This window comes from Stenotrophomonas sp. S4 (genome assembly GCF_054187805.2).
The window spans coordinates 1,209,123-1,235,711 of record NZ_CM196188.1; the positions used below are offsets into that span (position 1 = coordinate 1,209,123).

At 67.6% G+C, this 26,589-nt stretch carries 28 protein-coding genes; 12 read left to right on the forward strand and 16 right to left on the reverse strand.

Going from position 1 to position 26,589, the window contains the following annotated elements; genetic code table 11:
* Positions 1–175: 175 nt before the first annotated feature.
* The 5 genes from ACUZUJ_RS05570 to ACUZUJ_RS05590 all read left to right on the forward strand — a co-directional run bounded on the left by ACUZUJ_RS05570 (position 176) and on the right by ACUZUJ_RS05590 (position 4,212).
* A complete protein-coding gene (locus tag ACUZUJ_RS05570) occupies positions 176–643 on the forward strand; it encodes a DUF2975 domain-containing protein (protein ID WP_458220392.1) in 468 nt (155 codons plus the stop codon).
* A gap of 13 nt (positions 644–656) precedes the next feature.
* Positions 657–881, forward strand: a complete 225-nt coding sequence (locus ACUZUJ_RS05575; RefSeq protein WP_101765090.1) for a helix-turn-helix domain-containing protein — start codon at positions 657–659, stop codon at positions 879–881.
* A gap of 43 nt (positions 882–924) precedes the next feature.
* On the forward strand, positions 925–2,463 hold the full coding sequence (locus ACUZUJ_RS05580) for a TerC family protein (protein WP_458220369.1): 1,539 nt from the start codon (positions 925–927) through the stop codon (positions 2,461–2,463).
* Between the two features lie 134 nt (positions 2,464–2,597).
* On the forward strand, positions 2,598–3,734 hold the full coding sequence (locus tag ACUZUJ_RS05585; protein ID WP_197622025.1) for a metallophosphoesterase: 1,137 nt from the start codon (positions 2,598–2,600) through the stop codon (positions 3,732–3,734).
* A 73-nt stretch (positions 3,735–3,807) separates the two neighbouring features.
* A complete protein-coding gene (locus ACUZUJ_RS05590; protein WP_101765093.1) occupies positions 3,808–4,212 on the forward strand; it encodes a hypothetical protein in 405 nt (134 codons plus the stop codon).
* A gap of 62 nt (positions 4,213–4,274) precedes the next feature.
* Here the strand turns inward: ACUZUJ_RS05590 and ACUZUJ_RS05595 are convergent, their stop codons facing one another.
* The 5 genes from ACUZUJ_RS05595 to ACUZUJ_RS05615 form a co-directional block, all read right to left on the reverse strand.
* Positions 4,275–4,913, reverse strand: coding sequence for a hypothetical protein (locus ACUZUJ_RS05595; protein WP_458220370.1), 639 nt, complete (start codon positions 4,911–4,913; stop codon positions 4,275–4,277).
* 2 nt (positions 4,914–4,915) lie between these two features.
* Positions 4,916–5,701 (reverse strand): HvfC family RiPP maturation protein, encoded by a 786-nt coding sequence (locus tag ACUZUJ_RS05600; protein ID WP_049443797.1) that lies wholly within the window; start codon positions 5,699–5,701, stop codon positions 4,916–4,918.
* Positions 5,694–6,539, reverse strand: coding sequence for an HvfB family MNIO-type RiPP peptide maturase (locus tag ACUZUJ_RS05605; protein WP_101765095.1), 846 nt, complete (start codon positions 6,537–6,539; stop codon positions 5,694–5,696). Before ACUZUJ_RS05605 ends, ACUZUJ_RS05600 begins: the two co-directional genes overlap by 8 nt.
* Positions 6,540–6,595: 56 nt before the next feature.
* Positions 6,596–7,072: an HvfA family oxazolone/thioamide-modified RiPP metallophore gene (locus ACUZUJ_RS05610; RefSeq protein ID WP_049443792.1), complete on the reverse strand. Its 477-nt coding sequence runs from the start codon at positions 7,070–7,072 to the stop codon at positions 6,596–6,598.
* A 100-nt stretch (positions 7,073–7,172) separates the two neighbouring features.
* Positions 7,173–7,817: an HvfX family Cu-binding RiPP maturation protein gene (locus tag ACUZUJ_RS05615; protein ID WP_101765096.1), complete on the reverse strand. Its 645-nt coding sequence runs from the start codon at positions 7,815–7,817 to the stop codon at positions 7,173–7,175.
* Between the two features lie 342 nt (positions 7,818–8,159).
* Here ACUZUJ_RS05615 and ACUZUJ_RS05620 point away from each other — a divergent pair, with 342 nt between their 5' ends.
* The 6 genes from ACUZUJ_RS05620 (at position 8,160) to ACUZUJ_RS05645 (ending at position 14,072) form a co-directional block, all read left to right on the forward strand.
* Positions 8,160–8,954 (forward strand): alpha/beta fold hydrolase, encoded by a 795-nt coding sequence (locus tag ACUZUJ_RS05620; RefSeq protein ID WP_458220371.1) that lies wholly within the window; start codon positions 8,160–8,162, stop codon positions 8,952–8,954.
* 3 nt (positions 8,955–8,957) lie between these two features.
* Positions 8,958–9,503 (forward strand): redoxin family protein, encoded by a 546-nt coding sequence (locus ACUZUJ_RS05625; protein WP_458220372.1) that lies wholly within the window; start codon positions 8,958–8,960, stop codon positions 9,501–9,503.
* A 58-nt stretch (positions 9,504–9,561) separates the two neighbouring features.
* Complete coding sequence (locus ACUZUJ_RS05630) at positions 9,562–10,302, forward strand: response regulator (protein WP_049443785.1); 741 nt, start codon at positions 9,562–9,564, stop codon at positions 10,300–10,302.
* Entirely contained in the window at positions 10,299–11,612 is a 1,314-nt protein-coding gene (locus ACUZUJ_RS05635; RefSeq protein ID WP_458220373.1) for a sensor histidine kinase, read from the forward strand. The genes ACUZUJ_RS05630 and ACUZUJ_RS05635 overlap by 4 nt, the downstream gene beginning before the upstream one ends.
* A gap of 108 nt (positions 11,613–11,720) precedes the next feature.
* A complete protein-coding gene (locus ACUZUJ_RS05640) occupies positions 11,721–12,734 on the forward strand; it encodes a hypothetical protein (RefSeq protein WP_458220374.1) in 1,014 nt (337 codons plus the stop codon).
* 78 nt (positions 12,735–12,812) lie between these two features.
* Positions 12,813–14,072 carry an MFS transporter gene (locus ACUZUJ_RS05645; protein ID WP_458220375.1) on the forward strand — a complete coding sequence of 420 codons (1,260 nt, stop codon included), beginning with the start codon at positions 12,813–12,815 and terminating at the stop codon, positions 14,070–14,072.
* A gap of 4 nt (positions 14,073–14,076) precedes the next feature.
* Here ACUZUJ_RS05645 and ACUZUJ_RS05650 read toward each other — a convergent pair whose 3' ends face one another.
* Positions 14,077–15,024, reverse strand: a complete 948-nt coding sequence (locus tag ACUZUJ_RS05650) for a nucleoside hydrolase (protein ID WP_458220376.1) — start codon at positions 15,022–15,024, stop codon at positions 14,077–14,079.
* A 150-nt stretch (positions 15,025–15,174) separates the two neighbouring features.
* Between ACUZUJ_RS05650 and ACUZUJ_RS05655 the strand changes: the two genes are divergently transcribed.
* The gene (locus tag ACUZUJ_RS05655; protein WP_458220377.1) at positions 15,175–15,492 is read left to right on the forward strand and encodes a hypothetical protein; all 318 of its coding nucleotides are present in this window, start codon (positions 15,175–15,177) and stop codon (positions 15,490–15,492) included.
* Between the two features lie 110 nt (positions 15,493–15,602).
* Here the strand turns inward: ACUZUJ_RS05655 and ACUZUJ_RS05660 are convergent, their stop codons facing one another.
* From ACUZUJ_RS05660 to ACUZUJ_RS05705, 10 genes are all read right to left on the reverse strand, one after another.
* Positions 15,603–16,322, reverse strand: a complete 720-nt coding sequence (locus ACUZUJ_RS05660; RefSeq protein WP_012510388.1) for a GntR family transcriptional regulator — start codon at positions 16,320–16,322, stop codon at positions 15,603–15,605.
* Between the two features lie 105 nt (positions 16,323–16,427).
* Positions 16,428–17,795, reverse strand: a complete 1,368-nt coding sequence (locus ACUZUJ_RS05665) for an SLC13 family permease (protein ID WP_135966079.1) — start codon at positions 17,793–17,795, stop codon at positions 16,428–16,430.
* Between the two features lie 104 nt (positions 17,796–17,899).
* The gene (gene mdcH / locus ACUZUJ_RS05670; protein ID WP_458220378.1) at positions 17,900–18,820 is read right to left on the reverse strand and encodes a malonate decarboxylase subunit epsilon; all 921 of its coding nucleotides are present in this window, start codon (positions 18,818–18,820) and stop codon (positions 17,900–17,902) included.
* Complete coding sequence (gene mdcB, locus ACUZUJ_RS05675; RefSeq protein ID WP_458220379.1) at positions 18,817–19,674, reverse strand: triphosphoribosyl-dephospho-CoA synthase MdcB; 858 nt, start codon at positions 19,672–19,674, stop codon at positions 18,817–18,819. The genes mdcH and mdcB overlap by 4 nt, the downstream gene beginning before the upstream one ends.
* On the reverse strand, positions 19,671–20,312 hold the full coding sequence (gene mdcG / locus ACUZUJ_RS05680) for a malonate decarboxylase holo-[acyl-carrier-protein] synthase (RefSeq protein WP_458220380.1): 642 nt from the start codon (positions 20,310–20,312) through the stop codon (positions 19,671–19,673). Before mdcG ends, mdcB begins: the two co-directional genes overlap by 4 nt.
* Positions 20,305–21,015, reverse strand: coding sequence for a biotin-independent malonate decarboxylase subunit gamma (gene mdcE, locus ACUZUJ_RS05685; RefSeq protein ID WP_458220381.1), 711 nt, complete (start codon positions 21,013–21,015; stop codon positions 20,305–20,307). Before mdcE ends, mdcG begins: the two co-directional genes overlap by 8 nt.
* On the reverse strand, positions 21,012–21,920 hold the full coding sequence (locus ACUZUJ_RS05690) for a biotin-independent malonate decarboxylase subunit beta (protein ID WP_458220382.1): 909 nt from the start codon (positions 21,918–21,920) through the stop codon (positions 21,012–21,014). Before ACUZUJ_RS05690 ends, mdcE begins: the two co-directional genes overlap by 4 nt.
* Positions 21,917–22,237 carry a malonate decarboxylase acyl carrier protein gene (gene mdcC, locus ACUZUJ_RS05695; RefSeq protein ID WP_458220383.1) on the reverse strand — a complete coding sequence of 107 codons (321 nt, stop codon included), beginning with the start codon at positions 22,235–22,237 and terminating at the stop codon, positions 21,917–21,919. Before mdcC ends, ACUZUJ_RS05690 begins: the two co-directional genes overlap by 4 nt.
* 10 nt (positions 22,238–22,247) lie before the next feature.
* The gene (gene mdcA / locus ACUZUJ_RS05700; RefSeq protein WP_458220384.1) at positions 22,248–23,891 is read right to left on the reverse strand and encodes a malonate decarboxylase subunit alpha; all 1,644 of its coding nucleotides are present in this window, start codon (positions 23,889–23,891) and stop codon (positions 22,248–22,250) included.
* Positions 23,892–24,080: 189 nt separating this feature from the next.
* Positions 24,081–26,273, reverse strand: a complete 2,193-nt coding sequence (locus ACUZUJ_RS05705; protein WP_458220385.1) for a TonB-dependent siderophore receptor — start codon at positions 26,271–26,273, stop codon at positions 24,081–24,083.
* Positions 26,274–26,589 lie beyond the last annotated feature (316 nt).

A 26,589-nucleotide genomic window follows, 5' to 3' on the forward strand; every position in this document is an offset into this window, starting at 1 on the left:
ATGCCCGCGATTCAGCCTTTCACGCAGGATGTGGTATATCGTTTATCGATAAATCCACCCGGGGCGGCGAGGCCACCCCAATGCCGGAGGCCGCTTGACCGCTCGTCCCGCCCGCGCCAGACCCGCGCGAGGCTTGTTCACCCTGGCCCAGGCCGCCGTACAGGCCGTCCGGGCGATGTGCTGGCTGGGCATCCTGGCCGCACTGCTGGCCGTGCCACTGGTCGCTCACGACCGCCGCTGGCTGCTCGACAGCGTCCACGACGCCGATGCCGCCGCCGCGCACGGCAACGACCTGTTCCTGCACTTCTGCCTGGGCCTGGGCGCGATCGTCGCGCTGCTGATGCTGTGCCTGCTGTTCCTGCGCCATCTGCTGCGGCTGCTGAAGTCGGCGGCGCGCGAGCGGCCGTTCACCCACGCCAATGCACAACGCCTGCAACGCATGGCGTGGCTGATGCTGGCGATGGAGCTGCTGTCGATCCTGATCGGTGCCTATGCGGCATGGATGGGCCCGGACTTCACCTGGATGGAGGTCGGCGGCGGCATGTCGATCACCGGGCTGGTGGCAGTGCTGATGCTGTTCGTGCTGGCACGCGTGTTCGCCGTGGGCGCAGCGATGCGCGATGACCTGGATGGTCTGATCTGATGGGCACGCGCTGATGGCGATCGTCATCACCCTCGACCGCATGCTGCAGGAACGGGGCATGACCCTGTCCGAGCTGGCCGGGCGCATCGACATCACCCTGGCGAACCTGTCGATCCTGAAGACCGGCAAGGCGCGCGCCATCCGCTTTTCCACGCTGGATGCGATCTGCCGCGAGCTGCAGTGCACGCCCGGCGACCTGCTCGGGCATGACCCGGCGCAGCTGCAGGACGCAGACTGAATGATTGCTCTTTTCCCTTACCTACTGACGAAACGGACCTGAAATGGAATGGTTGGCTGACCCCTCGATATGGATGGGCCTTGCAACCCTGGTCGTGCTGGAGATCGTTCTCGGCATCGACAACCTGGTGTTCATCGCGATCCTTGCCGACAAGCTGCCGCCGCACCAGCGCGACCGCGCTCGGGTGATCGGCCTGGCGCTGGCGCTGCTGATGCGGCTGGTGCTGCTGGCGGCGCTGGCCTGGATCATGAAACTGACCGAGCCGCTGGTCACCTTGTTCGGCCACAGCTTCTCCGGGCGTGACCTGATCCTGCTGGGCGGCGGCCTGTTCCTGCTGTTCAAGGGCACCATGGAGCTGCACGAACGGCTGGAAGGCCGCGAGCATCACGAGGATGGCAAGAAGGTCTATGCCAGCTTCGCGATGGTGGTGGCACAGATCGTGGTGCTCGACGCGGTGTTCTCGCTTGACTCGGTGATCACCGCGGTCGGCATGGTCGACAACCTGGGCGTGATGTACGCCGCGGTGACCATCGCGATGGCGCTGATGCTGGTGGCCAGCAAGCCGCTGACCCGCTTCGTCAACAAGCATCCCACGGTGGTGGTGCTGTGCCTGGGCTTCCTGCTGATGATCGGTTTCAGCCTGGTGGCCGAAGGCCTGGGCTACAAGATCCCGAAGGGCTACCTGTACGCGGCGATCGCCTTCTCGATCCTGGTCGAGGCGTTCAACCAGTGGGTGCGCTTCAATCGCGAGCGCAACGAGCGCCGCCAGCCATTCCGCCAGCGTACCGCCGATGCCGTGCTGCGCATGCTGGGCGCGCGCCCGGCCAACGGCCACGCCGACGAAGGCGTGGACGAGCCGGTGGACGCCGAAGAACGCCTGCAGCCGGCCGAGCACGAGATGATCCGCAGCGTGCTGGGCCTGGCCGATCGGCCGGTGTCGAGCGTGATGACCGTGCGTGCCGATGTGCAGTGGATCGACCTGGCGCGGGGCCAGGAGGATGTGGTGGCCCGCCTGGTGGCGTCGCCGCACACCCGCCTGCTGGTGGGCGACGGTGACCTGGACAGCCTGCGTGGCGTGGTGCAGAGCCGCGACCTGCTGGCCGACCTGCTGCAGGGCAAGCCACTACAGCTGGAAGGCAACCTGCGTGAGCCGCAGTACGTGCTGTCCAGTGCCAGTGCGCTGCAGGCGCTGGAGCTGATCCGCCAGCATCCGGTGCCGCTGGCGGTGGCCGTGGACGAGTACGGCAGCGTGGAAGGCCTGGTGACCGCCAACGACCTGCTGGCGGCGATTGCCGGCGACCTGGTCGATACCCAGGACGAGCGCTATGGCGTGGTCGCGCAGGGTGAGGAGCAGTGGGAGGCCGACGGTGCGCTGACCCTGGACGACCTGCAGCGGCTGGCCGGCATATCGCTGCCGCGCAGTGCCGACTACATGACCATCTCCGGCCTGGTGCTGGAGCAGCTGGGTCGGCTGCCGGACATTGGCGATGCGGTGGAGGTGGCCGGCGTGCGCATCACCGTATTGGCGATGGAGAAGCGCCGCATTGCCCGCCTGCGGGTGGAACGCCTGGGCCATCTGTAGAGTCGAGCCCCGCGCGATTGGGGTTCTGTAGAGTCGAGCCATGCTCGACTGCTTCCTGAGCAGCCGGGCACGTGCCCGGCTCTACACAACACGGCCGGCAACCGTCACCATGGCCGGCCCGTTTTCTTTCCAGGATGGTTGCAGTGCTGAGTACGATCGGTTTGTTGATGGGCCTGTATGTGGCCTGGCGCCTGTTCTGGCCGCTGCGCATGCCCGCCGCATTGAAGGTCGTGCTGTCGCTGCTGCTGGTGGCCGTTGCCGTGCAGTTGCGCATCGTCGCCACCTTCTGGGGTACGACGGCGTCGCCCGAGATCCCCAAGCTGGCCATCGCCACGCTGGCCACCGGCTCCACCGCGGTGTTGCTGCTGGCGCTGGTGATGCTGGTGCTGGACGCCGGCCTGCTGCTGTCGCGCCTGTTGCGCTGGCCACGCGCGGTAGCCGCAATGCGCACGCGCCGTCTGCGACCGGTGGCCGGCGTGCTGGCACTGCTGGTCAGTGGCTATGGTGTCAGCCAGGGCATGGCGGTGCCCAAGCCCCGGCAGATCGAGGTGAGCATCGCCGGATTGCCGGCCGCGTTCGACGGCTATCGCGTGCTGCAGCTGACCGACATCCATGCCAGTCGCCTGCTCACCGGCGACTGGGTGCGCAAGGTGGTGGATGAGAGCAACGCACTGACGCCGGACCTGATCGTGATCACCGGCGACCTGATCGACGGCAGTGTCGAGGCCCGCCGTGACGACGCGCGTCCACTCGCGGACCTGCGGGCGCCGGACGGCGTCGTCGCCATCACCGGCAACCACGAGTACTACGCGCAGTACCAGGCGTGGATGCAGGCGTTCCGCGCGCTGCACATGCAGGTGCTGGAGAACAGCCACATGCAGGTGCGGCGCGGCGATGCGGCGCTGACCATCGCCGGTGTCACCGATCCGGTGGCCGCACGCTACGGCCTGCCGCTGCCGGATCTGGATGCTGCACTGGCCGGTACCGATCCGTCCGCGCCGGTGATCCTGCTCGATCATCGCCCGCGCAATGCACGGGAGGCGGCGGCGCGTGGGGTGAAGCTGCAGCTGTCCGGGCATACCCACGGCGGGCAGATCATCGGCATGGACCAGCTGGTGAAGCGAGCCAATGGCGGTTTTGTGTCCGGGCGCTACGACGTGGATGGGATGACGCTGTACGTGGGCAACGGTGCGGGCCTCTGGGCCGGTTTCCCGGCGCGCATCGGCGTGCCGTCGGAGATCACCTTGGTAACATTGCGCCGCGCGCCGTGACCTTAGGCGGGGTCAGATCCCTTTCCCCTGGGGGAAAGGGATCTGGCACCCGACAAACCACATGGAAGGAACCATGGCCCATCCCCGCGCCCCGATGGAGCGCCTGATCCGTGCCAATGCTGACGAGATCAACCGGCTGCAGCAGGCCATCCACGAGAGTGCCAGTGCGCGCTGGCGTGGGCCGGAGGAGCGGGAACGGCACGCTGCGGCCTGTGCCGAGTTCCACCAGCACTACGAGCGGCTGGCGTTTCCGGGAGGCTATGCCAACGCGTTGAAACGGCTGGCCGAACACGATCCAGATACGCTGGATGTCGCGCTGACCTTTCTCGAAGTGCGGCCGTATTTCTTCCGATCCGGATACATGTGGAAGACGCTGCTGAAGCGCGTGCAACGGGTCCCCATGGGGATCAAACAGCGCGCGCGGCTGCAGAAGATCCTCGACGCCTACGCTGCCTATCGCGCCACACGTGACGGCTGATGGGGACGGCATGATGAGGTCAGATCCCTTCGCCTTTGGCAAAGGGATCTGACCCCGGCCCGTCAGGCCGCCCGCAGCGGAGGCCGCGCATGCGCACCTCGACGCAGCGCTTGCGCCTGCTTGGCGATCCAGCGCACCACGAAGGCGGTGAACAGCAGCGCCGACGGCACCGCATACCAGAAGTTGCCTGGCACACGCTTGAAGTACGAGTAGGTGAACACCGCTGCGATGATCCACATGCCGGTCACGTGCAGGCGACGCCAGGCGATGGGTCCCATGCGCCGGGCTAGCCCCCGGTGCGAGGTGATGGACAGCGCCAGGATGGCGAGGTAGCCCACCGTGCCCGGGAGGTTGGCCAGCGCTGAGCGTGCTGGCCAGAACGCCGGGTTGAGGATGCCGAAACTGGTGATGGCGACTGCGTGCAGCAGGTGCGAGAACGCGAAGGACAGGCCGATGATGCGCCGTTCGCGCAGGAGGAAACGAGTGAACGGACCGGGCAGCAGGGTGGCGAAGGAGGATGCCGTGAATGCCGCCAGGAACAGCAGGAACGATGTGCGTGCAGTGACCCGGATCGCAGCTCGGCTGCCCTCGGCCACATCGGCATGCAGGGCGAACGCGCCCAGCGCGAACGCGATCAGGACCACGCCGATGGCTACGAACAGGCGCCAGCCGCTCAGGAAGGACGTGTTGGAAACAGTCATGGTCAGGCCTCGAAGAATGGAGAAGGGGTAGTGCCGGCCGCTGGCCGGCATTCTCCGGGATCGGTCGACGCAACCAGAACGCCGGCCGTGCAGAGTTCGCGCAGCACGGGAATGCAGGCCGCACGCAATGCGTCCGGTGCCACGTCATGTGTTTCGGACAGCGCCTGCAGTGCCTCATCCACAGGCGCGCCGTCGTCACCGAAGACCGAAAGCAGCGCGTAGGCCAGCGGTGACAGTTCCTCGACCTGCAGGCTGAATTCAGGCATGCGGCGCATCATCAGCAGCACAGGAGCTGCATCCAGCACCGGCTCCAGCACCTCGTCCACATGGACCGGCCACTGGTAGCCAAGCACCCGCACCAGCGGCGAGACCGCCAGCACATCACTGTCCACCGGAACGCGGTGCAGCGAACGCCCGGCGGCGCGCGCTTCAATGTGCAGCGACTGCTGCGTGCTCTCGTAGTGCGCCAGTTCCGCTGCCCAGGCCGGCAGTGCCAGCGCGTCCTGCATCGCCAGCCAGGCCGCGAATTCGCCAGCGATCTGTGGGAACAACGGGGTGCGGCAGGTATGGCTGGCGTAGTAGTGCTCCACGGTGTCGCGCCAGCGCGGCGTGCCCAACTGGTGTTGCAGGCGTGGCAGGGTGCCAGCCAGCAAGGTGTCCAGGCTGTCGATGCACAGGCGGCGGTACACCGCCAGTCGGCGCGCCTCGACGCCATCGGGCGCGGCCATTGATGGGTCGCGCACATGGTCGGCCCAACGCCGTTGCAGGGTGGCCAGCGACTCAGCCATGGGCCACCTCGGGCCAATGTGCCTCGGCCTGTGCCTGGCGGATCTGCGCGACCTCGGCCAGCAACTCGGCCAGTGGCGGGAAGTTGAAGTCGCGTTCGAGCAGGGTGGGACGCACGCCCACCCGCGCATAGGCCTCGCGCAACAGTGCCCAGACCACGCCTTTCACCGGCGCACCGTGGGTGTCGATCTTGAAGCCATCGTCTTCATCGAAGTGGCCCGCCACATGCAGCGAGGCGACCCGCTGGGCCGGCACGCGGGCCAGGAATTCGAACGCGTCGTAGCCGTTGTTGCAGGCATTGACGAAGACGTTGTTGACATCCAGCAGCAGGTCGCAGTCCGCCTCGGCGAGCACGGCATTGATGAAATCGATCTCGCTCATTTCGGCACCGGCAACGGCGTAGTAGGAAATGTTCTCCACGGCGATGCGTCGGCCCAGCATGTCCTGCACCTGGGCGATGCGGCCGGCGACGTGATGCACGGCCTCGGCGGTGAACGGCAGCGGCAGCAGGTCGTAGACGTGGCCACCGGCAGCGCAGTAGCTCAGGTGTTCGCTGTACAGCTGCACCTGGTGCAGGTCGAGGAAGGCGCGCGTCTGGGCCAGCAGGGTGCGGTCCAGTGGATCAGGACCGCCCAGCGACAGGGACAGGCCATGGCAGGTCAGGGGGTGGCGTTCGCTCAACCTGCGCAGCGCTGCACCGTGTGCACCGCCGACGCCGATCCAGTTGTCGGGCGAAACTTCGAGGAAGTCGATGGCACCGGCCGGCATGGCCAGCAGTTCGTCGATCAGGCCACGGCGCAGGCCAAGACCGGCGGCATTGGAAGGCAGGGGCAGGGTCATGACGGATGCTCCAGGGAGAGGGCGCCGCCTCGGAGGCGGCGCCGCTTGAACGTCGATCAATCGGCGACGCGGGAGAACAGGCCCTTCGGCATCGGCTTGCCGTTGGCGGTGTAGACGCTGCGCAGGTAGTCGTGTGCTTCCTGCTCGCTGATGTAGCCGTCGTGGTCGGTGTCGATGCGGTCGAACTCGGCGGCACGCTTGGCGGCCACGGCGTTGAACTCGGCACGCGAGACCCGGCCATCGTGGTCGCGGTCGGTGCGGGCAAACGAGGCGTCGCCGCACTTGCCTTCGCCACACTGGCCCTCGGCCACCTTGGCCTTGCCGGCGGGCTTGCCGGTGGCGGTCTTGTTGGCCCCGCACTTGCCTTCACCGCACTTGCCTTCGGCGGCAGCGCTCATGGCCACGGCACTGATCGCCAGTGGCTGGATCGCTGCGGCCTGGCCGGCCAGCAGCAGGCCACCGGCCAGGGCGATGCCGATGGCACCGATGCGCGGCAGGCGGGAGGAAGGGGTGTTCTTGGTCGAGACGGACATGGTGGTGACTCCTTGGGAAAGCACGCGGGGCGTGCGGGATGGACGCCGCTTGAAAGCGACGGAAACGAAGGGTAGAAGCGCGGTGAAGGGGCGAAGCGGATCAGGCGTTGCGGCGACGGCGCAGTACGTAACCCACCAGCAGCACACCGCCGAGCAGGGCGCCGCCGAAGCCGATGCCGGGCAGCAGCGAGGCAACCGGCAGCAGCAGGGCGATCAGGCTGACGCCCCAACCCAAGCCGTCATTGCCAACGGGGGCGTGCTGCGAGCCGGCCAGCAGACGGTCGACGCTGAGTGCGCCACCGCCGTTGAGGATCAGTGGCAGCAGCATGGCCAGGAACAGCAGCGGCAGCTTGAAGTTGCCGTAGCCCTGGTCGGTGATCGCATAGCCCTGCCAGAGTTCGCCCAGGCCGTTCCATTGGTCGGGCCAGTGCACGGCGGCGATGGCGACCAAGGTCAACACCCAGAAGACGTAGGCCACTGAGCGCGTGGCCAGGCCGAGCAGCAGCATCACCGCACCCACCAGTTCCAGCCAGGTGGCAAGCTGCCAGTTCAACGACGCGGGCAGGGTGGAGAACGGGAACGGGAAGCGGCCTTCCAGGTCGGCGAACCAGTTCTGGCCGCCCAGCTTCTCGCGGCCGGATTCAAAGAACTCCCAGGCCAGCAGGGTGCGCAGCGCCAATGGCGAGAGCCAGCGGCCGACGGCGTCCAGGCGGGGGGTATACACGGAAGAGGCGGTGCTGATCATGGTGGTGTCCTGCGGGCCAGTGGTCGATGGAGGCCATTTCAGGCGGCGCAGGTATCGGCAACGTGTGCCGTTGCCCGGGGTTTTGTCAGCGACTGTGGCCGAGGCCGGGGTTTCGTACAGTCAGATACAAAGACGATGTGTCGAGGCACATCGGGGCGTTGCGCGCCCGCGTGCGGGCAGCGATATCCACCCGGTAGCGCCCGGCCGGGCCCGGCGGCCGAATGTATCCCACTGTAGAAACCCGCCTGCGCCCTACAGTCCGGTACAACTCTGGGCCGCGGAGAAACAGCGGTGATACACCGGCAGGCGGAAATGGCCACTCCCAACACCGGAGTGCCACCCATGATCCGTACCTCGTTGCTTGCCGCTACTCTCGCCCTTGCCGGCGCCGCGGCCCCCGCCTTCGCCAGCCAGGCCGATACCGCTGCACCGCCCACCGTCATCCTGGTGCACGGCGCGTTCGCCGATGGCTCCAGCTGGAGCAAGGTCATCAGTACCCTGCATGACTGGAAGCTGCCGGCGGTGGCCGTGCAGAATCCGCTCACCTCACTGGCCGACGATGTTGCCGCCACCCGTCGTGCGATTGCCGCTGCACCCGGCAAGGTGGTGCTGGTCGGCCACAGCTGGGGCGGTACGGTCATCACCGAGGCGGGCAATGACCCGAAGGTGCAGGCGCTGGTGTACGTGGCGGCCTTCGCACCGGATGCAGGGCAGTCTTCGGCGCAACAAGGCGAAGGTTTCCCGGTCGGTCCGGGCCTGGCCCGCCTGCAGGAGAGGGATGGCTACCTGACATTGCCGGCCGATGCGATCGCCCAGGACTTCGCGCCGGACGTGATGAAGAAGTCGGCTGCGCTGCTGTACAGCACCCAGGTCCCGCTGAAGGCCAGCGCGCTGGGCGAGGTGGTGAACGTTGCGGCGTGGCGCAGCAAGCCGAGCTGGTACGTGCTCAGCCGTGACGATCGCATGCTGTCGCCGCAGCTGCAGGCCGCCACCGCAAAGCGCATTGGCGCGCAGCTGCAATCGATCGGCAGCAGCCATGTGTCGCTGCTTTCGCATCCTGCGCAGGTGGCCGACAGCATCCTGGAAGCGGCAGGCGTGAAGCCCGCCGAACTGCCGCTGGCCGAGCAGGGGGGCTGAGCGATGGCCACCCTGCGAGGGTATGCACTGCCGCTGTTGCTGGGCCTGTTGGGTGGAGCGGCGTTGTCGCTGGCATGGCCCGGCGCGGATGCCGGCGCGCAGCCGCTCGACGCAGCACCGATGGCGGGGTTCGACGGTGGCGGGCCCTGGCACAACAGCCCCCCGCTCACACTGAAGCAGTTGCGGGGGCAGGTGGTGCTGGTCGAGTTCTGGACCTACACCTGCAGCAACTGCCTCAACGTGGCGCCGTATGTCCACCAGTGGCATGCACGGTACGCATCGCAAGGCCTGAAGGTGATCGGCGTGCATACGCCGGAGTTCGCCTATGAAGGGCTGCCCGGCAACGTGCGCAGGGCCATCGCACGGTTGGATATCACCTGGCCAGTGGTGCAGGACAACCAGTACCGGATCTGGAACGCCTGGGGCAACCGCTTCTGGCCCGCGCTGTACCTGCTCGACCGGCAGGGGCGGGTGGTCTACCGCCATTACGGTGAGGGCGACTACGCACGTACCGAAAGCGAGATCCAGCGCCTGCTGGCCACCCCCTGAGCCGCGCTACCATGGCCGCGCCGCGCGGCGCTGTCCCCCTGCCTTCATCGAGAACGCAATGAACCCTGTACCGCACATCCTTGTCGTCGACGATGACAGTGAGATCCGCCAGATGCTGGCCGACTACCTGCAACGCAACGGCCTGCGCGTGAGCCAGGCCGACGGTGGCCGGGCCATGCGCGCACTGATGGATACCCACGCGGTGGACCTGGTGGTGCTGGACGTGATGATGCCGGGCGAAGACGGCCTGAGCCTGTGCCGCAACCTGCGTGCCGGCAAGCATCGTGCGGTGCCGGTGGTGCTGCTGACCGCACGCGACGACGAGACCGACCGCATCATCGGCCTGGAAATGGGCGCCGACGACTACGTGACCAAGCCGTTCTCTTCCCGCGAACTGCTGGCACGCATCAATGCGGTGATCCGTCGCACCCGGATGCTGCCGCCGAACCTGCAGGTGAGCGAAGCCGGTCGCCAACTGGCCTTCGGTGCCTGGCGCCTGGATACCACCGCGCGCCATCTGCTGGATGCACAGGACACCGCGTATCCGCTCAGTGGTGCCGAGTTCCGCCTGTTGCGCGTGTTCCTCGATCACGCCAATCGGGTGCTCAGCCGTGACCAGCTGCTCAGCCTGACCCAGGGCCGCGATGCCGAACTGTTCGACCGCTCGATCGATCTGCTGGTCAGCCGCGTGCGGCAGCGCCTGGGTGACGACGCACGCGAGCCGACCTACATCAAGACCGTGCGCAGCGAAGGCTATGTGTTCAGCGTGCCGGTGCAGTTGCTGGGGCCGGACGAATGAACACCACCGCACGCCGTCCACGTTGGCCGCGCACGCTGTCGGCGCGGCTGCTGCTGCTGTTGCTGGGCGGACTGGCGCTGGCCCACGCCCTGTCCTTCGGTCTGCTGTTCTTCGAACGCTACCAGTCCACCCGCAGCATGATGCTGCGCAACCTCGATGAAGACGTGGCCGTGAGTGTCGCGCTGCTGGAACACCTGCCCGCGGACCAGCGCGATGCCTGGGTGCCGCGGCTGGAGCGGCGCACCTACCGTTACCTGCTGCGCCCGGCTGCGGCCGGGCCGGGACTGCAGACCGATCGTGCACGCCAGGTTACGGCGATCATCGACGACAGCCTGCAGCACCGCTATCCGTTGCAGGCGCGCCAGGTGGCTCGCCTGCCGGAGCGGTTCGAGGTGGAACTGCGCCTGCATGACGGCACACCGTTGACCATTGAAGTCACTCCGTCGGGCCTGCCGCTGGCGCGCTGGCTGCCCGCCGTGCTGCTGGTGCAGCTGGCGCTGTTGCTGGTGTGCGCATGGCTGGCGGTGCGCCTGGCCATGCGCCCGCTGCAGCAGCTGTCGCATGCGGTGGAACAGCTGCAGCCGGGCAAGGACGGGCCGGCACTGCCTGAAGATGGCCCTGCGGAAGTAGGCGGTGCGGCGGCTGCACTCAACGCGCTGCAGGCACGCATTCGTGGCCATGTCAGCGAGCGCCTGCAGATCCTCGCAGCGATCTCGCACGATCTGCAGACCCCCATCACGCGCATGAAGCTTCGGGTGGAGACCCTGCCTGAAGACAGCACCCAGCAGCGACTGCTGGCCGACCTCGACCACCTTGGGCAACTGGTGCGTGAAGGCGTGGCCTATGCGCGCAGCAGCCACGTCGCCAGTGGCGCGCCAGTGGCGATGGACCTGGGTGCGTTCCTGGCCAGCGTGGTCGGCGACTACGAGGACATGGGCAAGCCGGTCAGTGGTGCTGCGCCCGCTGGACTGATCGTGCAGACCTGGCCGCAGCCGCTGCGACGGGTGGTCGGCAATCTGGTCGACAACGCAGTGCGCTACGCCGGCGCCGCCGAGATCGGGGCGGGCCGCGATGAGGCCGGCAGGGTATGGATCAGCATTTCCGACCGTGGCCCGGGCATTCCCGAGCACCAGCTGCAGGCGGTGCTGGCGCCGTTCCATCGGCTGGAAAGCTCGCGCAACCGCGATACCGGCGGCACCGGCCTGGGCCTGGCCATCGCGGTGCAGCTTGCGCAGTCGCTGGGCGGCTCACTGCGGCTGCACAACCGCGAGGGCGGCGGCTTGCGGGCGGAGCTGCAGCTGCCGGGGTAACGGGCGCGGTCAGAGCATCCACGCATGGCGTGGATCTACGGCATTCCAGCACCGCCCCGGGATCGGCGATCATCTGCAGCGAGTGTTGAAACCAGGGAGCACCACGCAATGCAGGGAACGCATCATTCAATCCGGCGCCCACGCCACGCTGCACTGCTGATCGCCGCGCTGCTGCTGGCGGCCTGCCAGCGCACGCCTGAGCTTCCGCCCGAGGCACCCAATGCAGACACGCCGGTTGTCGCGCCAACGGCCGCCACCGATCTTTCCCCGCTGCTGGATGCCTTGCCGACCTGCGCGCTGGATGGCTGGTACATCGATCAGCAGACCGGGCATCCGGCCCACCCCTGGTTGGCTGCGAACGCGCCAAAGCCCTGCAAGGAGGACGAGGAGAACGAGATCGCCACGTTCTGCGTGCAGGGGCTGTGGAAGGGGCTGCCGGTGGAGGAGGTGATCCTGCCGACGATGACGTTCGTCTCGTTCCGTGGGGCCAGGATTGCTTTGCCGTTGGAGAAGGCGCGTTCAATCGCCCGCCAGCACCTGGGGCAGGACTTCCCGGGGGGCGCGGCTTACGAAGCGGGCCGCGAGCCGAAGCTGCTGGCCGACCCGGAGGATACGCAGCGTTCGTGGCTGCTGTGCAGCACCCCGGAACTGGGCCACGACGTGGACAGCGAGGGAAGCATCCGCTATTCCGGCATGGACCTGCCCTACGACCACGACGGTTGCAGCTACCGCTACAGCCCGGTCGATTTCTGCGATGCGCAGCACCGCGCCGCCATCGAAGATGCCCTCCAGCAGCAGAAACCCAATTTCAACCAGCACTATCTGCTGGTGCAGGTCGATGATCGTCCCGAGTACTTCCAGCGCACGCTGGTGCTGGTCGATACCCGCACGGGCAGGGCGACGCCATTGCCGTTCGATGCCTTCACCGGGTCAGCAGGGAAAGGCGGAGATACCACCGGCTACGGGACATTGGAAACGAGCGTGGACCAGCCGCAGTTCTGCCTCGATGGCGCATTGCTGGTCTACCGCGTGTTCGAGGAGGGGCGCTTCTGCTTCGGCTTTGACGGCGAACGTTTCACCGGCCATGAAACCCAGTACATGCAGGCAGCGGACAGCCGATGACCGGTATTTCACCCCGTCCATGCCACGCTGCGCGGAACCTGCGCAACCGGGATCGAGGCTGTTGAAGGCGAATACGCAATGACCGCAGCGCGGCAGCGCTCGATGTGGGTGGCGGGCCTGTCCACGGTGGTGGAATGGTACGACTTCACCCTGTACCTGTACTTCGCCACGGTGTTGTCGCGGGTGTTCTTCGGCGGCGGCAAAGAGGCGATGCTGGTCACCCTGGCCGGCTTCGCGGTGTCCTACCTGATGCGCCCGCTGGGCGCGCTGTGCTTCGGCCACCTGGGCGACCGCTTGGGCCGGCGCTGGATGCTGCTGGCATCGATGGCCTTGATGGCGGCGGCGATGCTGGCCACTGCGCTGCTACCGACTGCGGCCACGGCAGGTACTACGGCGGGCGTGCTGCTGCTGGTACTGCGCTGCGTGATGGCCTTTTCGGTGGGCGGCGAGTACACCGGGGTGGTGGCGTACCTGCTGGAAAGCGCGCCGGTGCGGCGACGCGGCCTGGTGACCTCGCTGGCCTCGGCCGCCAGTGAAGTAGGCGCGCTGCTGGCGGTGGCGATCTCGGCGCTTACGGTTGCGCTGCTGCCCACCGCGCAGCTGGACAGCTGGGGCTGGCGTATTCCGTTCTTCGTCGGTGCGGCACTGGCACTGGTGATTCTAGTCGCGCGCTCTGGCATGCACGAATCGCCGGAGTTCGAGCGGCAGCGCCGCGAAGGCAGCATTCCGGCTACACCGCTTCGCCACGTACTGCGTAACCACCCGCTGGCGGTGGCACGCACCTTTGCGATCTCGGCGCTGGGCTCGATCACTTATTACGTCGGCATCACCTATGTGCCGGCATTCCTGCATGCGCAGGGTCATGACGAGGGTGACGCACTGTGGCTGTCGACGATTGCGGCGGTGGCGGTCATCGCGATCACGCCGCTGTGTGGTGCCTTGTCCGACCGCGTCGGGCGGCGGCCGATGCTGCTGGGCTTGACGGTGCTGGCAGCGCTGTTGCCGCTGTCCCTGTTCGCCTGGATGGCACAGGCGGCGCCGCTGGGCATCGCGCTGGCTGCGGTACTGCTGGCCTGCGTGGCCGGTGGGGTAAGTGCCGTTGCTGCGCCGGCCACGGCCGAACAATTCCCGGGCGAGGGCCGGGTCAGCGGGCTGGCACTGGGGGTGACCATGGCCACCGCCTTCTTCGGCGGGGCAACGCCATGGCTGGCGCAATGGTGGGTGGAGCGCAGCGGCTGGGCGGCGGCGCCGGGCGCGATGATCGCGCTGGTGGCGGTGCTGGTGCTGCCGGTGCTGTGGACCCTGCCCGAGACGGTCCCGGGCAGGGCCAAGCGCTGACGGGTCAGACCTTCAGGGTCTGCTCGATGTCGGCCAGTACTGCGGCCGCATCCACGCCGATGGCAATCGACTGCACCACGTGGCCGTCCCACACGCTGGGGCCGAACGCCAGGCCTTCCGGCTTGGGAATGGTCATGCCGCGGGCGACGCCGTCGGTGGCCACGCGCACGCTGGCGCGCTCGAACTGGAACAGTTCCGGGCGGGTCAACGCGATGCAGGCGCAGCAGTCGTGCACGACCATGCCCTTGTGGCCGGCCTGCAGGTAGAAGTCCACGTAATCCTGCGACAGCGCACGCACCAGCTCGGCATCGGCACCGCCGATCGCAGCCAGCGTGTCCAGGCCGTCACGGTCCATTTCCACGCGGGTGGTCACGTCCAGGCCGATCGCGGTGACCGGCCAGGTGGCGGTGAACACCACGTCGGCCGCTTCTGCATCGCCCCAGATGTTGGCCTCGGCGGCCGGGGTGATGTTGCCGTTGACGTGGAAGGCGCCACCCATGATCACCACGCCGCGCACCAGGCCGGCGATGTCCGGGGCCTGCTGCAGGGCCAGGGCCAGGTTGGTCATGCGGCCGACCGCGACCAGGGTCACTTCGCCCGGATGGGCGCGGACCAGGTCGATGATCAGCTGATGGGCCGGGCGCACATCGGCAGCCACGTCCAGGCTGGCCGGCACCGGGTGGTTGCCCAGCCCGTTGTGGCCGTGGATGTGCACCGGCCAGGCTTCCGGGGTGGCTTCCGGCTGCAGCGGGCCTTCGGCGCCGCGCGCGACCGGGGCGGCAAAGCCCCAGGCCTGCTTCAGGTACAGCGCGTTGTGGGTGGTCGACTCCACCGAGGCATTGCCGAAGGTGGTGGTGACGCCGATCAGGTCGATCTGGGCGTGCTTGTGCAGGTACAGCAGGGCCAGGGCGTCGTCGACGCCCGGGTCGGTATCGAAAATGACTTTCAGCATGTTGTTGTTCTTCTTCTTCCGTGTGGTGCGGGGGGCGCCGGCGGCCACGGGGCAGGCCGGCGCGCCCTACATTGTCCCATCTTCATGACAGGCAGGGCCATTGCCGGGGCGGCGGGCCATAATGCCCCCGTCCAGGCACGGAGCCTCCCTATGCTGATCCTCGCGGTAGTGCTGGTCCTGCTGGTGCTGGGCCTGAACGTGGTGGCCACCGTGGTGATCGCGCAGCGCGACGGTCTGTCGGCGGGCGGCCGGGTGGTGCAGCTGCTGCTGGTCTGGCTGCTGCCGCTGGTCGGCGCGATCCTGTGCATGGTGGTGGCCACGGCCGATGGCTCCGGCAGCCGTGGGGAGGGCGGCGCAAGCTACGACAGCTCAGGTGGCTATTCCGGTGACAACCACAGCCATCACAGCCACAGCGCCGACTGCAGCAGTGATGGTGGTGGCGGTGACGGCGGCAGCTGCGGCGATTGAGGCCTCTGTAGAGTCGAGCCATGCTCGACTGCCCTTCGTTCCAACGCCGCGATGCCTGATCGAAAAGCAGTCGAGCATGGCTCGACTCTACAAAGGCGACGACAGCCCGCTCAGCCGCCGCCTTCGGTCGGCAACGGCGCTGGTACGTTCAGCAGCCCGCCCGCCGCCACATAGGCGGCCAGTGCCTGGCCCTGGCTGAGCAGATGGCGTTCCATGGTGCGTTCGGCAGCCTGCGCGTCGCGGCGGCGGAAGCATTCCATCAGCTCGCGGTGTTCGGCCAGCGACTGCGCGGTGCGGCCCGGCGTCAACAGCTGGCGGCCACGATGCATCTTCAGGATGCGGTGCAGGTCGTGGGTGATGCGGATCAGCCACGGGTTGCCCGCGTAGTGCTGCACGGTTTCGTGGATCAGGTAGTTGTTGCGGTAGTACTCGGCGATGTTGCCTTCGGCCGCCGCCGCTTCCATCGCTGCATGCAGGTCTTCCAGCTGCTGCACGCCAGCGTCGTCGATGTGCTTCACCGCCTCATGCGCGCAACGGCCTTCCAGCATCGCCATCACCGGGAACAGCTGGTTGAGGTCTTCCAGCGTCAACCGGGTGACCCGGCTGCCACGACCGGCATCGATCTGCACCAGGCCTTCGGCGGCCAGCAGCTTCAGCGCCTCGCGCAGCGGTGTGCGGCTGATGCCCAGTTCTTCGCACAGCGCGGGCTCGTCGATCCACTCGCCCGGCGGCAGCCGGTAATCGTAGATGCGCTCGCGCACGTGTTCGGCCACCTCTTCATACAGGGGCGCGCGCTTCTTCGGTGACCGCGGGGCAGGGGCAATGGCCATGGTGGAAGTGTACCGCCAGGTAGTGCCGCCCGCTGGCCGGCAACCCATGATCGCTGGATGGCGTCATGAGATTGCCGGCCAGCGGCCGGCACTACCGTCGGGTGGTTACATCCAGCCTGGCACCACGAACACCAGCCAGGCCAGCAGCGGTCCGAGCGCCACCACCAGGCCGCTGTAGACCAGGAAGCGGCGGAACAGGGTCTCGCGCTCTTCCTTCGCTGCCGAGGCCACCACCAGTGCGCCATTGGTCGAGAACGGGCTGACATCGACGATGGTGGATGACACCGCCAGCGCGCAGATCACGCCGGCGGCGCTGAGGTGGCCCTGCATCAGGAACGGCACCGCCAGTGGAATCGTCGCGCCCAGCACCGCTGCCGATGAGGCGAATGCGGAAACGATGCCGCCGACGTAGCAGACCAGCAGCGCTCCGAGCAGCGGGATGCCGATGTCGGAGACACCGTTGCCGATGAAGTCCACCGCGCCGGCATGTTCCAGCACGCCGATGTAGGTCACCACGCCGCAGATCAGCAGCACGGTGGACCAGCTGATGCCATCGACCGCACCCTTCTGGCTCTGCGGGGACAACAACGCCAGTGCTACCGCCACGGTGATCGAGACCAGGCCAACGTTGAGGTTGTAGATCAACGCCGCCACGCCCAGGCCCAGCAGGCCGATCAGGGTGAACAACCGCTCGCGGGTCAGGCTCACCGCATCCAGTGCCGCCGGATCATTGCTGAGCGTGCCGCCGCCTGCTGCGACCAGCGCGCCATGGCCTTCGATCGCGAATTGCCGCGACGACGCCTGCGGGCCACCGGCCATCGCCAGTTCGGCAGTGCCGAGCGTTCCTGCTGCGGTGATCGAGCCGCGGCGCAGCAGCGCGATGCCACCAAAGGCGAAGAAGCAGATCGTCGCCATCATGAAGTTGAAGCCCAGGCTGGTCAGGAACACCGCCATCTCGGTGACTTCCAGCCCGGCCTTCTGCACCACGCCGTTGGTGATGCTGCCGTACACGCTGATCGGCGAGAAGCCACCCGCCTGCGCGCCATGGATGACCAGCAATCCCATCATCAGCGGGTTGATGTTGTACTGCTTGGCAAAGCGCAGGGCGACCGGGCCGATGATCGCAACCGCCGCCGGGCCCAGCGCACCGAACGCGGTGAGGACCGCGGTGATCACGAACATCACCCACGGAATGGCCACGATATGGCCGCGCACCGCTTTCACCGCCCAGTGCACCAGCAGGTCGATGGTGCCGTTCTTCTGCGCGATGGCGAACAGATAGGTGATGCCGACCAGGGTCAGGAACAGATCGCCGGGAAAGCCGGCCAGGACCTCCTTGCCCCCCATGTCGACCCACAGCCCGCCGATGATGAAGGCCAGCGCGAAGGCGACGGCTCCCATGTTGATCGGCATGGCGGTGGCGACGATGAACATGATCACCAGACCGATGATCGTTGCGATTTGTGGACTCATGCGCCCTCCCAGACACGTGACTCACGTACAGCGCGGATGGAGACCCGCCATCCCGGGGTAAGGCGACGTACGGCGTGTTGCGTGATACGTACTGCTCGAACCCGTTACTGCAGCCGATCCAGCGCACTGCGGACCCAGGTCGCGGCGCCTTCAAGGCTCTGGAACTCTTCCACCGCGCGTACTTCGCAGCACGGATAGGCCGGCGCGACCATGCGCGCCAAGGCGTTGCCCGGGCCCAGCTGCAGGAACACCCGCGCGCCACGCTCGAAGGCCTGGCGCATCACCTGCGCCCATTCGATGGTCTGTGCCAGCTGCGCCGACAGCGTGTGCACCACTGCAGCGCGATCCCGCACTGGGCGGGCATCGACGCCGGCCAGCAGGGGCAGCCGCGGCGCCTGCACCTGCGCAGCGTCCAGTGCGGCGGCAAACGGTGCCACTGCGCTGGCCAGCAGCGGCGTGTGCGCGGGCACATGGACCGGCAAGGGACGGATTTCCGCGCCGCACGCCTGCGCGTCTAGCGCCAACGCGTGCAGCGACGGCCGTGCGCCGCCTACGATGAAGTGGTCGTGGCCATTGGCGATCGCGATGAAGGCACCATGCGCATCGCACAAGCGCTGCGCGGCAGTGCGGTCCAGTCCCAGGACTGCCTGGAGCCCGGCATCTTCCGGGGTTGCGGCATCCATCAGGCGCGCGCGCTGCGCGGACAGGGCCAGGCAGGTGGTGGCATCGAAGCTGCCGGCGATGGCATGCGCGGCGAGCTCGCCGATGCTGTAGCCCGCGATCACCGTCGGTGTTGGCAAGATGTCGCGCAGGCCCTGCCAATGCGCCAGGCTGGCCGCGCACAGCAAGGGCTGGGCCTGCACATTGTCGAAACGGTCGCCGGCCGCCGCGGCGGCGAATACATCGCGGCCCAGTAGTTCGCCCGTGGCATCGAGCAGCGGCCGCGCGCTGGCAAGGTCGCGCACGCGATCGAACATCGCCGCATGTTGCGCGCCCTGTCCGGGGCAGAGCAGGGCAAGGCTCATGTGCCCTCCTGCTGCAACAGGAACAGGCTGCAGGCAAGCAGGTCGGCGCTGCCACCGGGGCTCAGGTGACGCGCAACGAAGGCATCGGCAATGTGCTGCAGGCGTGGCTGCCAATCGTGTGCGAAGGCACCACCTTCGGCCAGGAAGCGGTGGGCCTGCTGCCGCGCCCAGCGCAGGCCTTCCGCACCACCGCGATGCAGCAGGTTGAGGTCGTCGGTGTGTGCGACCAGCTGCATCAACGTGTGGCACATCGCGGCTTCGCGTGGCAGGCCACTGGCCAGCGCGTGGCGCAGGCTGGGCAGCGCCACCTCGCGCAACAGCGGATAACCGGCGGCGGCCTGTTCGCGCACGCCTGGCACGTTGTGCAGAGCGCGCGCACGCTGGCCCGGGCTGCCTGCATCCAGCGGTGCCCGTGCGAAATCCGCAGCCCAACGACGTACCTCCAGGCAGACCTGCTCACCGGTGGCGGCATGGCCCAGGCGGGAGCGGCAGGCCGCGGCGGCCGCCACCAGCAGGCCGAGGCTGAAGACCGCGCCACGATGGGTGTTGATGCCCGCGGTCGCGCGCAGCATCGCCGCTTCGGCGGCGATGCCACACCGGCGCAGCGCATCGAAGTCCGCCCCGGCTGCACCGAGGTGGGCCACGGCGATGAAATAGTGGCGCAGCGCGAACAGGCTGCGCAGGAACGTGCCCGCATCCATGTCGTGATGGCTGCCGCGGTCGAACGGTGTGACCAGTCCCGGTTTGGGTGCCAGGGCCAGTTCTGCATGCAGGCTGGCAACGGCGAGGCGCCCCAGGCGCGCGCAGTCCACGGCCGCTGCCGGCCGGACAATCGGTTGCGCGACGGCGTTCATGCGCTCACCCCGGCGGGGGCGAACACGGACTCGCGCAGTTCCAGTGCGGCGCCTTCCGGGCGCTTGACCAGTATCTCGCGGCCGCGTCCCGCGTACTCCCGCCAGTTCACGGCGGCGCCGTCGGCCAGGCACAGCTCGCCATCGACCCGGCGACCGTATCCGGCTTCCCATGCCTGCAGCTCTGCAGCCAGGGCATCGGCCTGCGCGGTGGTGTCGATCCGCCACAGCAGATCGATGTCCGAGCGCGCGTGCACATAGTGCAGTCCAGTGAGGTACTGCCAGGCAAACGCTCCGAATACGCGTGCCGCTGCGATGTCCTGCAGTGCCTGCAGGGGGCGCTGCCAATCCTGCACAAGGTCGCTTTCCAGCACCGTCTGAAGTGTCGGTGGCGGCGCGGTGCGCAGCACATCGCGTGCCGGCACGCGCAGGGCCAGGCGCAGTTTGCCCTCGGTGGGCGGCAGCGGTACGCCGAGGCGCAGGCGCGGATCGGCATCGTCGGCGGCGCGCCGGGCGACGATGGCCGGCAGACCCTGCGCAAACCAGTCGACCAGGCGCGGCTCGTGCGCAGAGGTGTCCGCCTGCCAGCCGGCGTGCGCTGACAGCCAGACCAGCATGTGGCGGGGCAGCCGCTCAGGCATCGCCCTGGCTCACGGCTGCAGCCACGTTTGCGGATAGTGTGCGCCCACCGCGTTCAGCACCCCGCGCGGCGCGGCGGTCGTCTTCGGCGGGCGTGCGCAGCGCCTGAAGCAGGTGCGTGGCCAGATCGCCATCCCATAGCGATTCCACCGCACCCATCGCCACGTAGTTCTCCACGCCCGGTGCGAACACCGGCGAGGTCTGGCTCAGCGCCTGCAGTTTCTCCAGCGGCTGCTTGGTCACCCGGGCCATCGCGCGCAGGTCCATCACCCGCACCTGCGCGTCGGGCAGGGCGTGGATGTGGTCGGCCATCAAGCCGAACGACAGGAAGCCGCCGCTGACCGACTCGCCATAGACCAGGGTCACCAGCCGTGCACCCCGTCGGCGTGCCAGATCCAGCGTCTGCGCCAGGTGCGCGAAGTAACCGTTGATGCCGAGCAGTTCATCACGGCGTGCCAGGCGTTGGCCGGCGGTGTCGACCAGCATCACGATCGGACGCTGTGGATGCGCGGCGGTGCTGGCCAGCACGGTGTCGGCCAGTGCCAGTGCGTGGTCCACGCCCACCTCGAGTTTGTCGGCGGTGCCGATCACGGTCACCTCGCCGTCGTCGGTGGTGGCGGTTCCGGTCAGTGCCGAGTCCTCCACGGCAACGGCGTGACCACGCGGGAACAGGGCATCGAGCAGCGCGTGCAGCGGAAGGCTCATGGCAGGCTCCGATCGGCGGTGGCGGCGAGGAAATCGTCGGTGTCCAGCAGCGGCAGGCGCTCGGGTTCGGTGATGCCCTGCAGCGACCAGATCTCAAGACCATCGCGGCACCCGCCCCACGCCTGCACGCGCGCCTTCAGTGCGGCATGGCGAGCCTGCAGGGCACTCAATGCCACATCGGCATCGCTGCTGGCGGTGTCCGGCTGCAGGGCATCGGATGCCGCTTGTGCAAAGGCCTCGATGGCATCGGGCACCAGCACCTGTGCCTGGTCGATCAGGTAGCGGTGCTTGCCTCCCGTTACGCGCCAGACCAGCGCGCGATCGCGGGAATCGAACTCTTCCACACCACGCACGGTCTCGATTACTTCCGGCCCGGACAGTGACAGCCGGCCTTCCTCGGACATGACCACCGTGCTGCAGCAGCGGGCGACGATGCCCATGCCACCGAATGCGCCGTTGCCGCTGCCGATCAGCGCCACCACCGGCACGCCTGCAGCGCGCGCGTCCAGCGTGGCGCGCATTATCTCGGAAATGGCAATCAATCCCGCGTTGGCTTCGTGCAGGCGCACGCCGCCGGTATCGAGCAGCAGCAGCACACCGTCAGGTCGGGTTTCCGCTGCACGGTGCAGCAGCCCGGTCAACTTGGCGCCGTGCACCTCGCCCACGCCGCCGCCCATGAATTCACCCTGCTGTGCGGCCAGCAGCACGCGTCGGCCGCGCAGTGTGGCTTCGCCGACAACGATACCGTCGTCGAACGCCGCGGGCTGGTCGAGCTGTGCCAGGTGCGGGCTCATCATCCGCCGCGCCGGGCCGAGGAATTCACGGAACGAGCCGGCGTCGGCCAGGCCGGCGATGCGCTCGCGTGCATCGGCTTCGTAGTAGCTGTGGCGCTGCTTCGGGTTCATCGTGCATCTCCCGCGAGCAGCGTTTCCACCGCCTGGTCCAGGCGTAGGCTGACCACCGCCGGGGTGGCGCCGGCGTCGTTGATCGAGATGCGTACATCGCGCAGCGGATGGCGCTGTGCGAAATCGCCGATCACCGCTTCCCAGACGCGGCCAAAGCCCCGCGCGGCGGTGATGATGCGCACCGTCATCGCGCCGTCCAGTGCGGCCGGTTCCAGCAGGATTTCCAGGTTGCCCGAGGCCAGTACGCCGACCAGTACCGCATCGCGCGGGAACTGCACCGGGGTCCGTCCTTCGAATCGATAGTCGAGGGTTTCCATGCTCAGCCCCTTACCAGTTGCGGAAGCGCTTGGGCGGGTCGTACAGGCCGCCGGACCAGCGCACCAGGTCCTTCACCGAACGTGCCGCCAGCAGGTCGCGGCTGGCATCGCGAACGGAGATGCCCAGGTCATCCGGGCGGCGGATGACGCCGCGGTCGCGCAGGTTCTCCACCATCGCGCGGTCGCGTCCCAGGCCCACGGCGGTATAGCCGGACACGCCGCGGATCGCCTGTTCGCGTTCTTCCGGGCTGCGGCACAACAGCAGGTTGGCGATGCCTTCCTCGGTCAGCACATGGCTGACGTCGTCGCCGTAGATCATCACCGGCGGCAGCGGCATGTCCGCGCGTTCGGCCAGTTCCCAGGCATCCAGGCGTTCGACGAAGGCCGGTGCCATGTGCTCGCGGAAGGTTTCCACCATCTGCACCACCAGCTTGCGGCCACGCGGCATCTCACCGGGGCGCGCGGCCTGCTGGCCGGCCTTGATCCAGGCGTCGCTGGCGTGGCGGCGGCCGCGAGCATCCGAGCCCATGTTCGGTGCGCCGCCGAAGCCGGCGATGCGGTCGCGGGTGGCAGTGGAACTGTTGCCCTGCAGGTCGATCTGCAGGGTGGAGCCGATGAACATGTCACATGCATACAGGCCGGCGGTTTGCGAGAACGCGCGGTTGGAGCGCATCGAGCCATCGGCACCGGTGAAGAACACATCGCTGCGCGCGGCGATGTACTTCTCCATGCCCAGTTCGGAACCGAACGAATGCACCGACTTGACGAAGCCCGATTCGATCGCCGGAATCAGTGCCGGGTGTGGATTGAGCGCCCAGTGCTGGCAGATCTTTCCCTTCAGCCCGAGCGATTCGGCGTAGGTTGGCAGCAGCAGTTCGATGGCGGCCGTGTCGAAGCCGATGCCATGATTGAGGCGGTTCACGCCGTACTCGGCGTAGATGCCCTTGATCGCCATCATCGCCATCAGCACCTGGATCTCGGAGATCTGCGCCGGGTCGCGGGTGAACAGCGGTTCGATGTGGTTCGGCTTCGGCGCCTGCACCACGAAGTTGACCCAGTCCGCAGGAATATCGACGCGGGGGAGAGTGTCGACGATCTCGTTGACCTGGGCGATGACGATGCCGCCACCAAACGCCGTGGCCTCGACGATCACCGGGGTGTCTTCGGTATTCGGCCCGGTGTACAGGTTGCCGTGCCGATCTGCGGCCTGTGCTGCGACCAGGGCCACGCGCGGGGTCAGGTCGATGAAATAGCGGCCGAACAACTCCAGGTAGGTGTGGATGGCGCCGATCTGGATGCGGCCCTCGGCCACCAGGTTGGCCAGACGCACCGATTGCGGGCCGGAGAACGAGAAGTCCAGTTTCGAGGCGATGCCGCGCTCGAACACGTCCAGGTGCGAGGGCAGCGACAGTACCGACTGCACCATGTGCAGGTCATGCACCCGCGCCGGGTCGAGGGCGGCCAGGGCCTGGGCGAGGAAATCGGCCTGCTTCTGGTTGTTGCCCTCCAGGCAGACCTTGTCGCCGGGTTCCAGCAGCGCATGCAGCAGTTCGCCGACGTCGCTGGCAGCAACCTCGCGGCCCCGGGCCCACGGCGCGGCCCGCTGCAGGCGGGCCTGGCGGCTGCGTTCCAACGTATCCCAGCTCGGGTTCATCGACCAGCTTCCGATTGGCGTTGAAATAATTACGGCATAATTATGATGGCTGTGCAACCCGCGCTGCAGCAAATGAAAGGGCCCGCGCGGAGGCGGGCCCATTCAGATAGGCCACGACCGTGGGTCGTGGCGGAGGGCGTGCCGACCAACGGTCGGCACCCACCAGGCACCCACCGGGTCGCGGGTCGCTCAGAACTTCCAGCGCAGGCTGGCCGACACGAAGCGCGGCTCGCCGAAGTTGTTGTAGTCCAGGTTGGCCCAGTAGGTCTTGTCCAGCGCGTTGCGCACGCTCAGGGTCGCGGTCCAGTTGTCGCTGATGCGGTAGTTGGCGTTGAACTGCACCAGTGAGTAGGCCGGCTGGTTCACCGTCACCGTGCCTCCCAGCGGGTAGGCGATGTTGTAGCCCTGCACCTTGCTCTGCCACTGCACGCCACCGCCGATGCTCAGGCGCTTGAGTGCGCCGCGCAGCTGCAGCTGGGTGTTGAGTTGCAGCAGGTCCTCGGGCGGATTGGCGTACAGCAGGTCGGTGGCGGCGCGGGTCACCTTGACGTGGGTGTAGCCGGCATTGACCGTCCAGCCCGGCAGGATCTCGCCGTTGACGTCCATCTCCCAGCCGCGCGCCTTGGTGCCGTTGATGCCGATGTAGGCCGAGCTGCCATCACTCAGCGTGCCTTCCGGCACGCTCATGTCGCGCACCGCGTAGTTGTCCTGCTTGGCTTCGAACACCGCCGCATTGGCCGTCAGGCGGCCATTGAACCACTGCGTCTTGATGCCCGCTTCCAGGTTCGAGCCCTGTACCGGCGCCAGCAGGTTCTCGTTGCGGTCCTTGTAGTTCTGCGGATTGAAGATCTCGGTGTAGCTGGCATAGGCCGACACGTTCGGCGTGATCTCGTAGACCAGGCCCACGTACGGGGTGACTTCATCGCTCACCTTGTAGGCACCGCTGGTGCCGGTGTAGACGCCTGCGGCGTTGTACGAGCGGCTGAGCGTTTCCCAGCGGCTCAGGCGTGCACCGGCAATCAGCGACAGCGGATCTGCCAGGCGCAGGCGGGTGGCCAGGTAGACGCCGCTCTGCGTGGTCCTGGCCACGCGGCGCGCACCGGTGCGGGTGTAGGTCACCTCGGAGATGTCGCCGTTCCAGTTGAACACGTTGGGGATGTAGTAGCAGCGCTCACGCCCGCAGGTTGCCCAGTCGCCCGGGAAGTTCAGTGCCAGGGTGTTGGTGGTGCCTTCCAGGTCCGACCATTGCGCGCCGACGGTGAGGTCATGGTCGCGGCCGAACAGCGGGAAGCTGCCGGTCAGGTAGGCATCGACATTGCGGCGGGTGTCCTTCGAATCACCGGCGGCGGCACGCAGGTAGATGCCCGAGCCGGTCACCGGGTCCGGGTTGCCGGTGCCGTACAGGCGCACGTTCTGCACGTTGCCGCGGGTGTAGGCGGTGTTGATCTTCAGCAGCCAGTTGTCGCCGAAACGCTGTTCCAGGTTGGCGAAGGCGGTGCTGCTCTCGCGCTTCCAGTAGCTCCACTTCGGCGACAGGTTGGTCGAGCGCGCCAGATGGGCGAAGTTGCCCTGGTTGTCGAAGAACGCCACGGTGCCCCAGGTCGAACCGGTCGGGTTGTTGTCCTGGGTCTGGTAGCCGACGGTGACCGTGGTGCTGTCGGTGACATCGCCTTCCAGCACCGCCATGCCGGCCATCTTGTTTTCCTTGTAGCGGTCGTAATACAGCCCGCGGTCGGTGTAGGCGGCGACCACGCGGCTGCGGAAGCGGCCGTCATCGGTCAGTGGCGCGGTTACATCGGCCTCCATGCGGCGGTAGTCCCAGCTGCCGGCGCTGACCGCGAACGACGCGTCGAATTCCTTGCCCGGGCGCTTGCGCAGCAGGTTGACCGTGGCCGACGGCACGCCGGCGCCGCTGAGCAGGCCGTTGGCACCTCGGATCACTTCGATGCGGTCGTAGAAGGCGGTGTCGTACTCCTGGTTGGTGGAGCCGCTGTAGGTGGGAATGCCATCGACCTGGAAGTCGGTGATGGCAAAGCCACGCGCGTAGTACAGCGGGCGCTGCGTGTCATAGAAGGACACGCTGACGCCGGTGACGTTGCGCATCACATCGTTGATGCTGAACAGTGATTCGTCCTGCAGGCGCTGCAGGCTGATCGCGGTGGCCGACTGCGGGGTTTCCTGCAGGGTGATCGGCAGGCGCGTGGTACTGGCCGGCGGCGCCGACTGCTCGGCACGCACGCTCACCCGGTCCAGGGTCTTGGCGTCGGCCGCGCCATCGGCGGCAGCGAACGCGCTGGGCGTGGCCAGCAGCGCCAGCGACGAAAGCAGGGCAGCCGGCAGCAGCGCGCGGCGGGGCAGGCGGGTATGGAAGGTCAGGGACATGGTGGGCTCGAAACGTGGAGGCGGGGAGGGCGGCGACAGTCGTCCAGAACCCGGGGCGGCGGCTTCGGGTACGGTCAGGTCCATCTGGGAGAGGCGCGGTCACTGCGCAGGATGCAAATGTAAATAATTCTTAACAACATTACAATTCGCGTCATTGTACAGGGGCTTCCCGGCGCAGAGCGGTGGCGGGCCGGGGTCGGATCCCGTTGCCGCAGGCAATGGGCTCTGACCCCATCATCGGCGCCCAGGCGCAGGTCAGAGCCCTCCCGTGCGGGAGGGATCCGACCCGCCGCGCACAAAAACGAACGGCCACCCG

Excerpts from the sequence above, each read along its gene's own strand:
- ACUZUJ_RS05655 (WP_458220377.1), top strand. The coding sequence starts at position 15,175 with ATGCTGATCCTCGCGGTAGTGCTGGTCCTGCTGGTGCTGGGCCTGAAC.
- ACUZUJ_RS05650 (WP_458220376.1), bottom strand. The coding sequence starts at position 15,024 with ATGCTGAAAGTCATTTTCGATACCGACCCGGGCGTCGACGACGCCCTG.
- mdcA (WP_458220384.1), bottom strand. The coding sequence starts at position 23,891 with ATGAACCCGAGCTGGGATACGTTGGAACGCAGCCGCCAGGCCCGCCTG.
- ACUZUJ_RS05705 (WP_458220385.1), bottom strand. The coding sequence starts at position 26,273 with ATGTCCCTGACCTTCCATACCCGCCTGCCCCGCCGCGCGCTGCTGCCG.
- ACUZUJ_RS05570 (WP_458220392.1), top strand. The coding sequence starts at position 176 with ATGTGCTGGCTGGGCATCCTGGCCGCACTGCTGGCCGTGCCACTGGTC.
- ACUZUJ_RS05660 (WP_012510388.1), bottom strand. The coding sequence starts at position 16,322 with ATGGCCATTGCCCCTGCCCCGCGGTCACCGAAGAAGCGCGCGCCCCTG.
- ACUZUJ_RS05635 (WP_458220373.1), top strand. The coding sequence starts at position 10,299 with ATGAACACCACCGCACGCCGTCCACGTTGGCCGCGCACGCTGTCGGCG.
- ACUZUJ_RS05595 (WP_458220370.1), bottom strand. The coding sequence starts at position 4,913 with ATGACTGTTTCCAACACGTCCTTCCTGAGCGGCTGGCGCCTGTTCGTA.
- ACUZUJ_RS05615 (WP_101765096.1), bottom strand. The coding sequence starts at position 7,817 with ATGATCAGCACCGCCTCTTCCGTGTATACCCCCCGCCTGGACGCCGTC.
- mdcE (WP_458220381.1), bottom strand. The coding sequence starts at position 21,015 with ATGAGCCTTCCGCTGCACGCGCTGCTCGATGCCCTGTTCCCGCGTGGT.
- ACUZUJ_RS05625 (WP_458220372.1), top strand. The coding sequence starts at position 8,958 with ATGGCCACCCTGCGAGGGTATGCACTGCCGCTGTTGCTGGGCCTGTTG.
- ACUZUJ_RS05620 (WP_458220371.1), top strand. The coding sequence starts at position 8,160 with ATGATCCGTACCTCGTTGCTTGCCGCTACTCTCGCCCTTGCCGGCGCC.
- ACUZUJ_RS05690 (WP_458220382.1), bottom strand. The coding sequence starts at position 21,920 with ATGAACCCGAAGCAGCGCCACAGCTACTACGAAGCCGATGCACGCGAG.
- mdcB (WP_458220379.1), bottom strand. The coding sequence starts at position 19,674 with ATGAACGCCGTCGCGCAACCGATTGTCCGGCCGGCAGCGGCCGTGGAC.
- mdcC (WP_458220383.1), bottom strand. The coding sequence starts at position 22,237 with ATGGAAACCCTCGACTATCGATTCGAAGGACGGACCCCGGTGCAGTTC.
- ACUZUJ_RS05585 (WP_197622025.1), top strand. The coding sequence starts at position 2,598 with ATGGTTGCAGTGCTGAGTACGATCGGTTTGTTGATGGGCCTGTATGTG.
- mdcH (WP_458220378.1), bottom strand. The coding sequence starts at position 18,820 with ATGAGCCTTGCCCTGCTCTGCCCCGGACAGGGCGCGCAACATGCGGCG.
- ACUZUJ_RS05590 (WP_101765093.1), top strand. The coding sequence starts at position 3,808 with ATGGCCCATCCCCGCGCCCCGATGGAGCGCCTGATCCGTGCCAATGCT.
- ACUZUJ_RS05645 (WP_458220375.1), top strand. The coding sequence starts at position 12,813 with ATGACCGCAGCGCGGCAGCGCTCGATGTGGGTGGCGGGCCTGTCCACG.
- ACUZUJ_RS05580 (WP_458220369.1), top strand. The coding sequence starts at position 925 with ATGGAATGGTTGGCTGACCCCTCGATATGGATGGGCCTTGCAACCCTG.
- ACUZUJ_RS05630 (WP_049443785.1), top strand. The coding sequence starts at position 9,562 with ATGAACCCTGTACCGCACATCCTTGTCGTCGACGATGACAGTGAGATC.
- ACUZUJ_RS05575 (WP_101765090.1), top strand. The coding sequence starts at position 657 with ATGGCGATCGTCATCACCCTCGACCGCATGCTGCAGGAACGGGGCATG.
- ACUZUJ_RS05640 (WP_458220374.1), top strand. The coding sequence starts at position 11,721 with ATGCAGGGAACGCATCATTCAATCCGGCGCCCACGCCACGCTGCACTG.
- ACUZUJ_RS05600 (WP_049443797.1), bottom strand. The coding sequence starts at position 5,701 with ATGGCTGAGTCGCTGGCCACCCTGCAACGGCGTTGGGCCGACCATGTG.
- ACUZUJ_RS05605 (WP_101765095.1), bottom strand. The coding sequence starts at position 6,539 with ATGACCCTGCCCCTGCCTTCCAATGCCGCCGGTCTTGGCCTGCGCCGT.
- ACUZUJ_RS05610 (WP_049443792.1), bottom strand. The coding sequence starts at position 7,072 with ATGTCCGTCTCGACCAAGAACACCCCTTCCTCCCGCCTGCCGCGCATC.
- ACUZUJ_RS05665 (WP_135966079.1), bottom strand. The coding sequence starts at position 17,795 with ATGAGTCCACAAATCGCAACGATCATCGGTCTGGTGATCATGTTCATC.
- mdcG (WP_458220380.1), bottom strand. The coding sequence starts at position 20,312 with ATGCCTGAGCGGCTGCCCCGCCACATGCTGGTCTGGCTGTCAGCGCAC.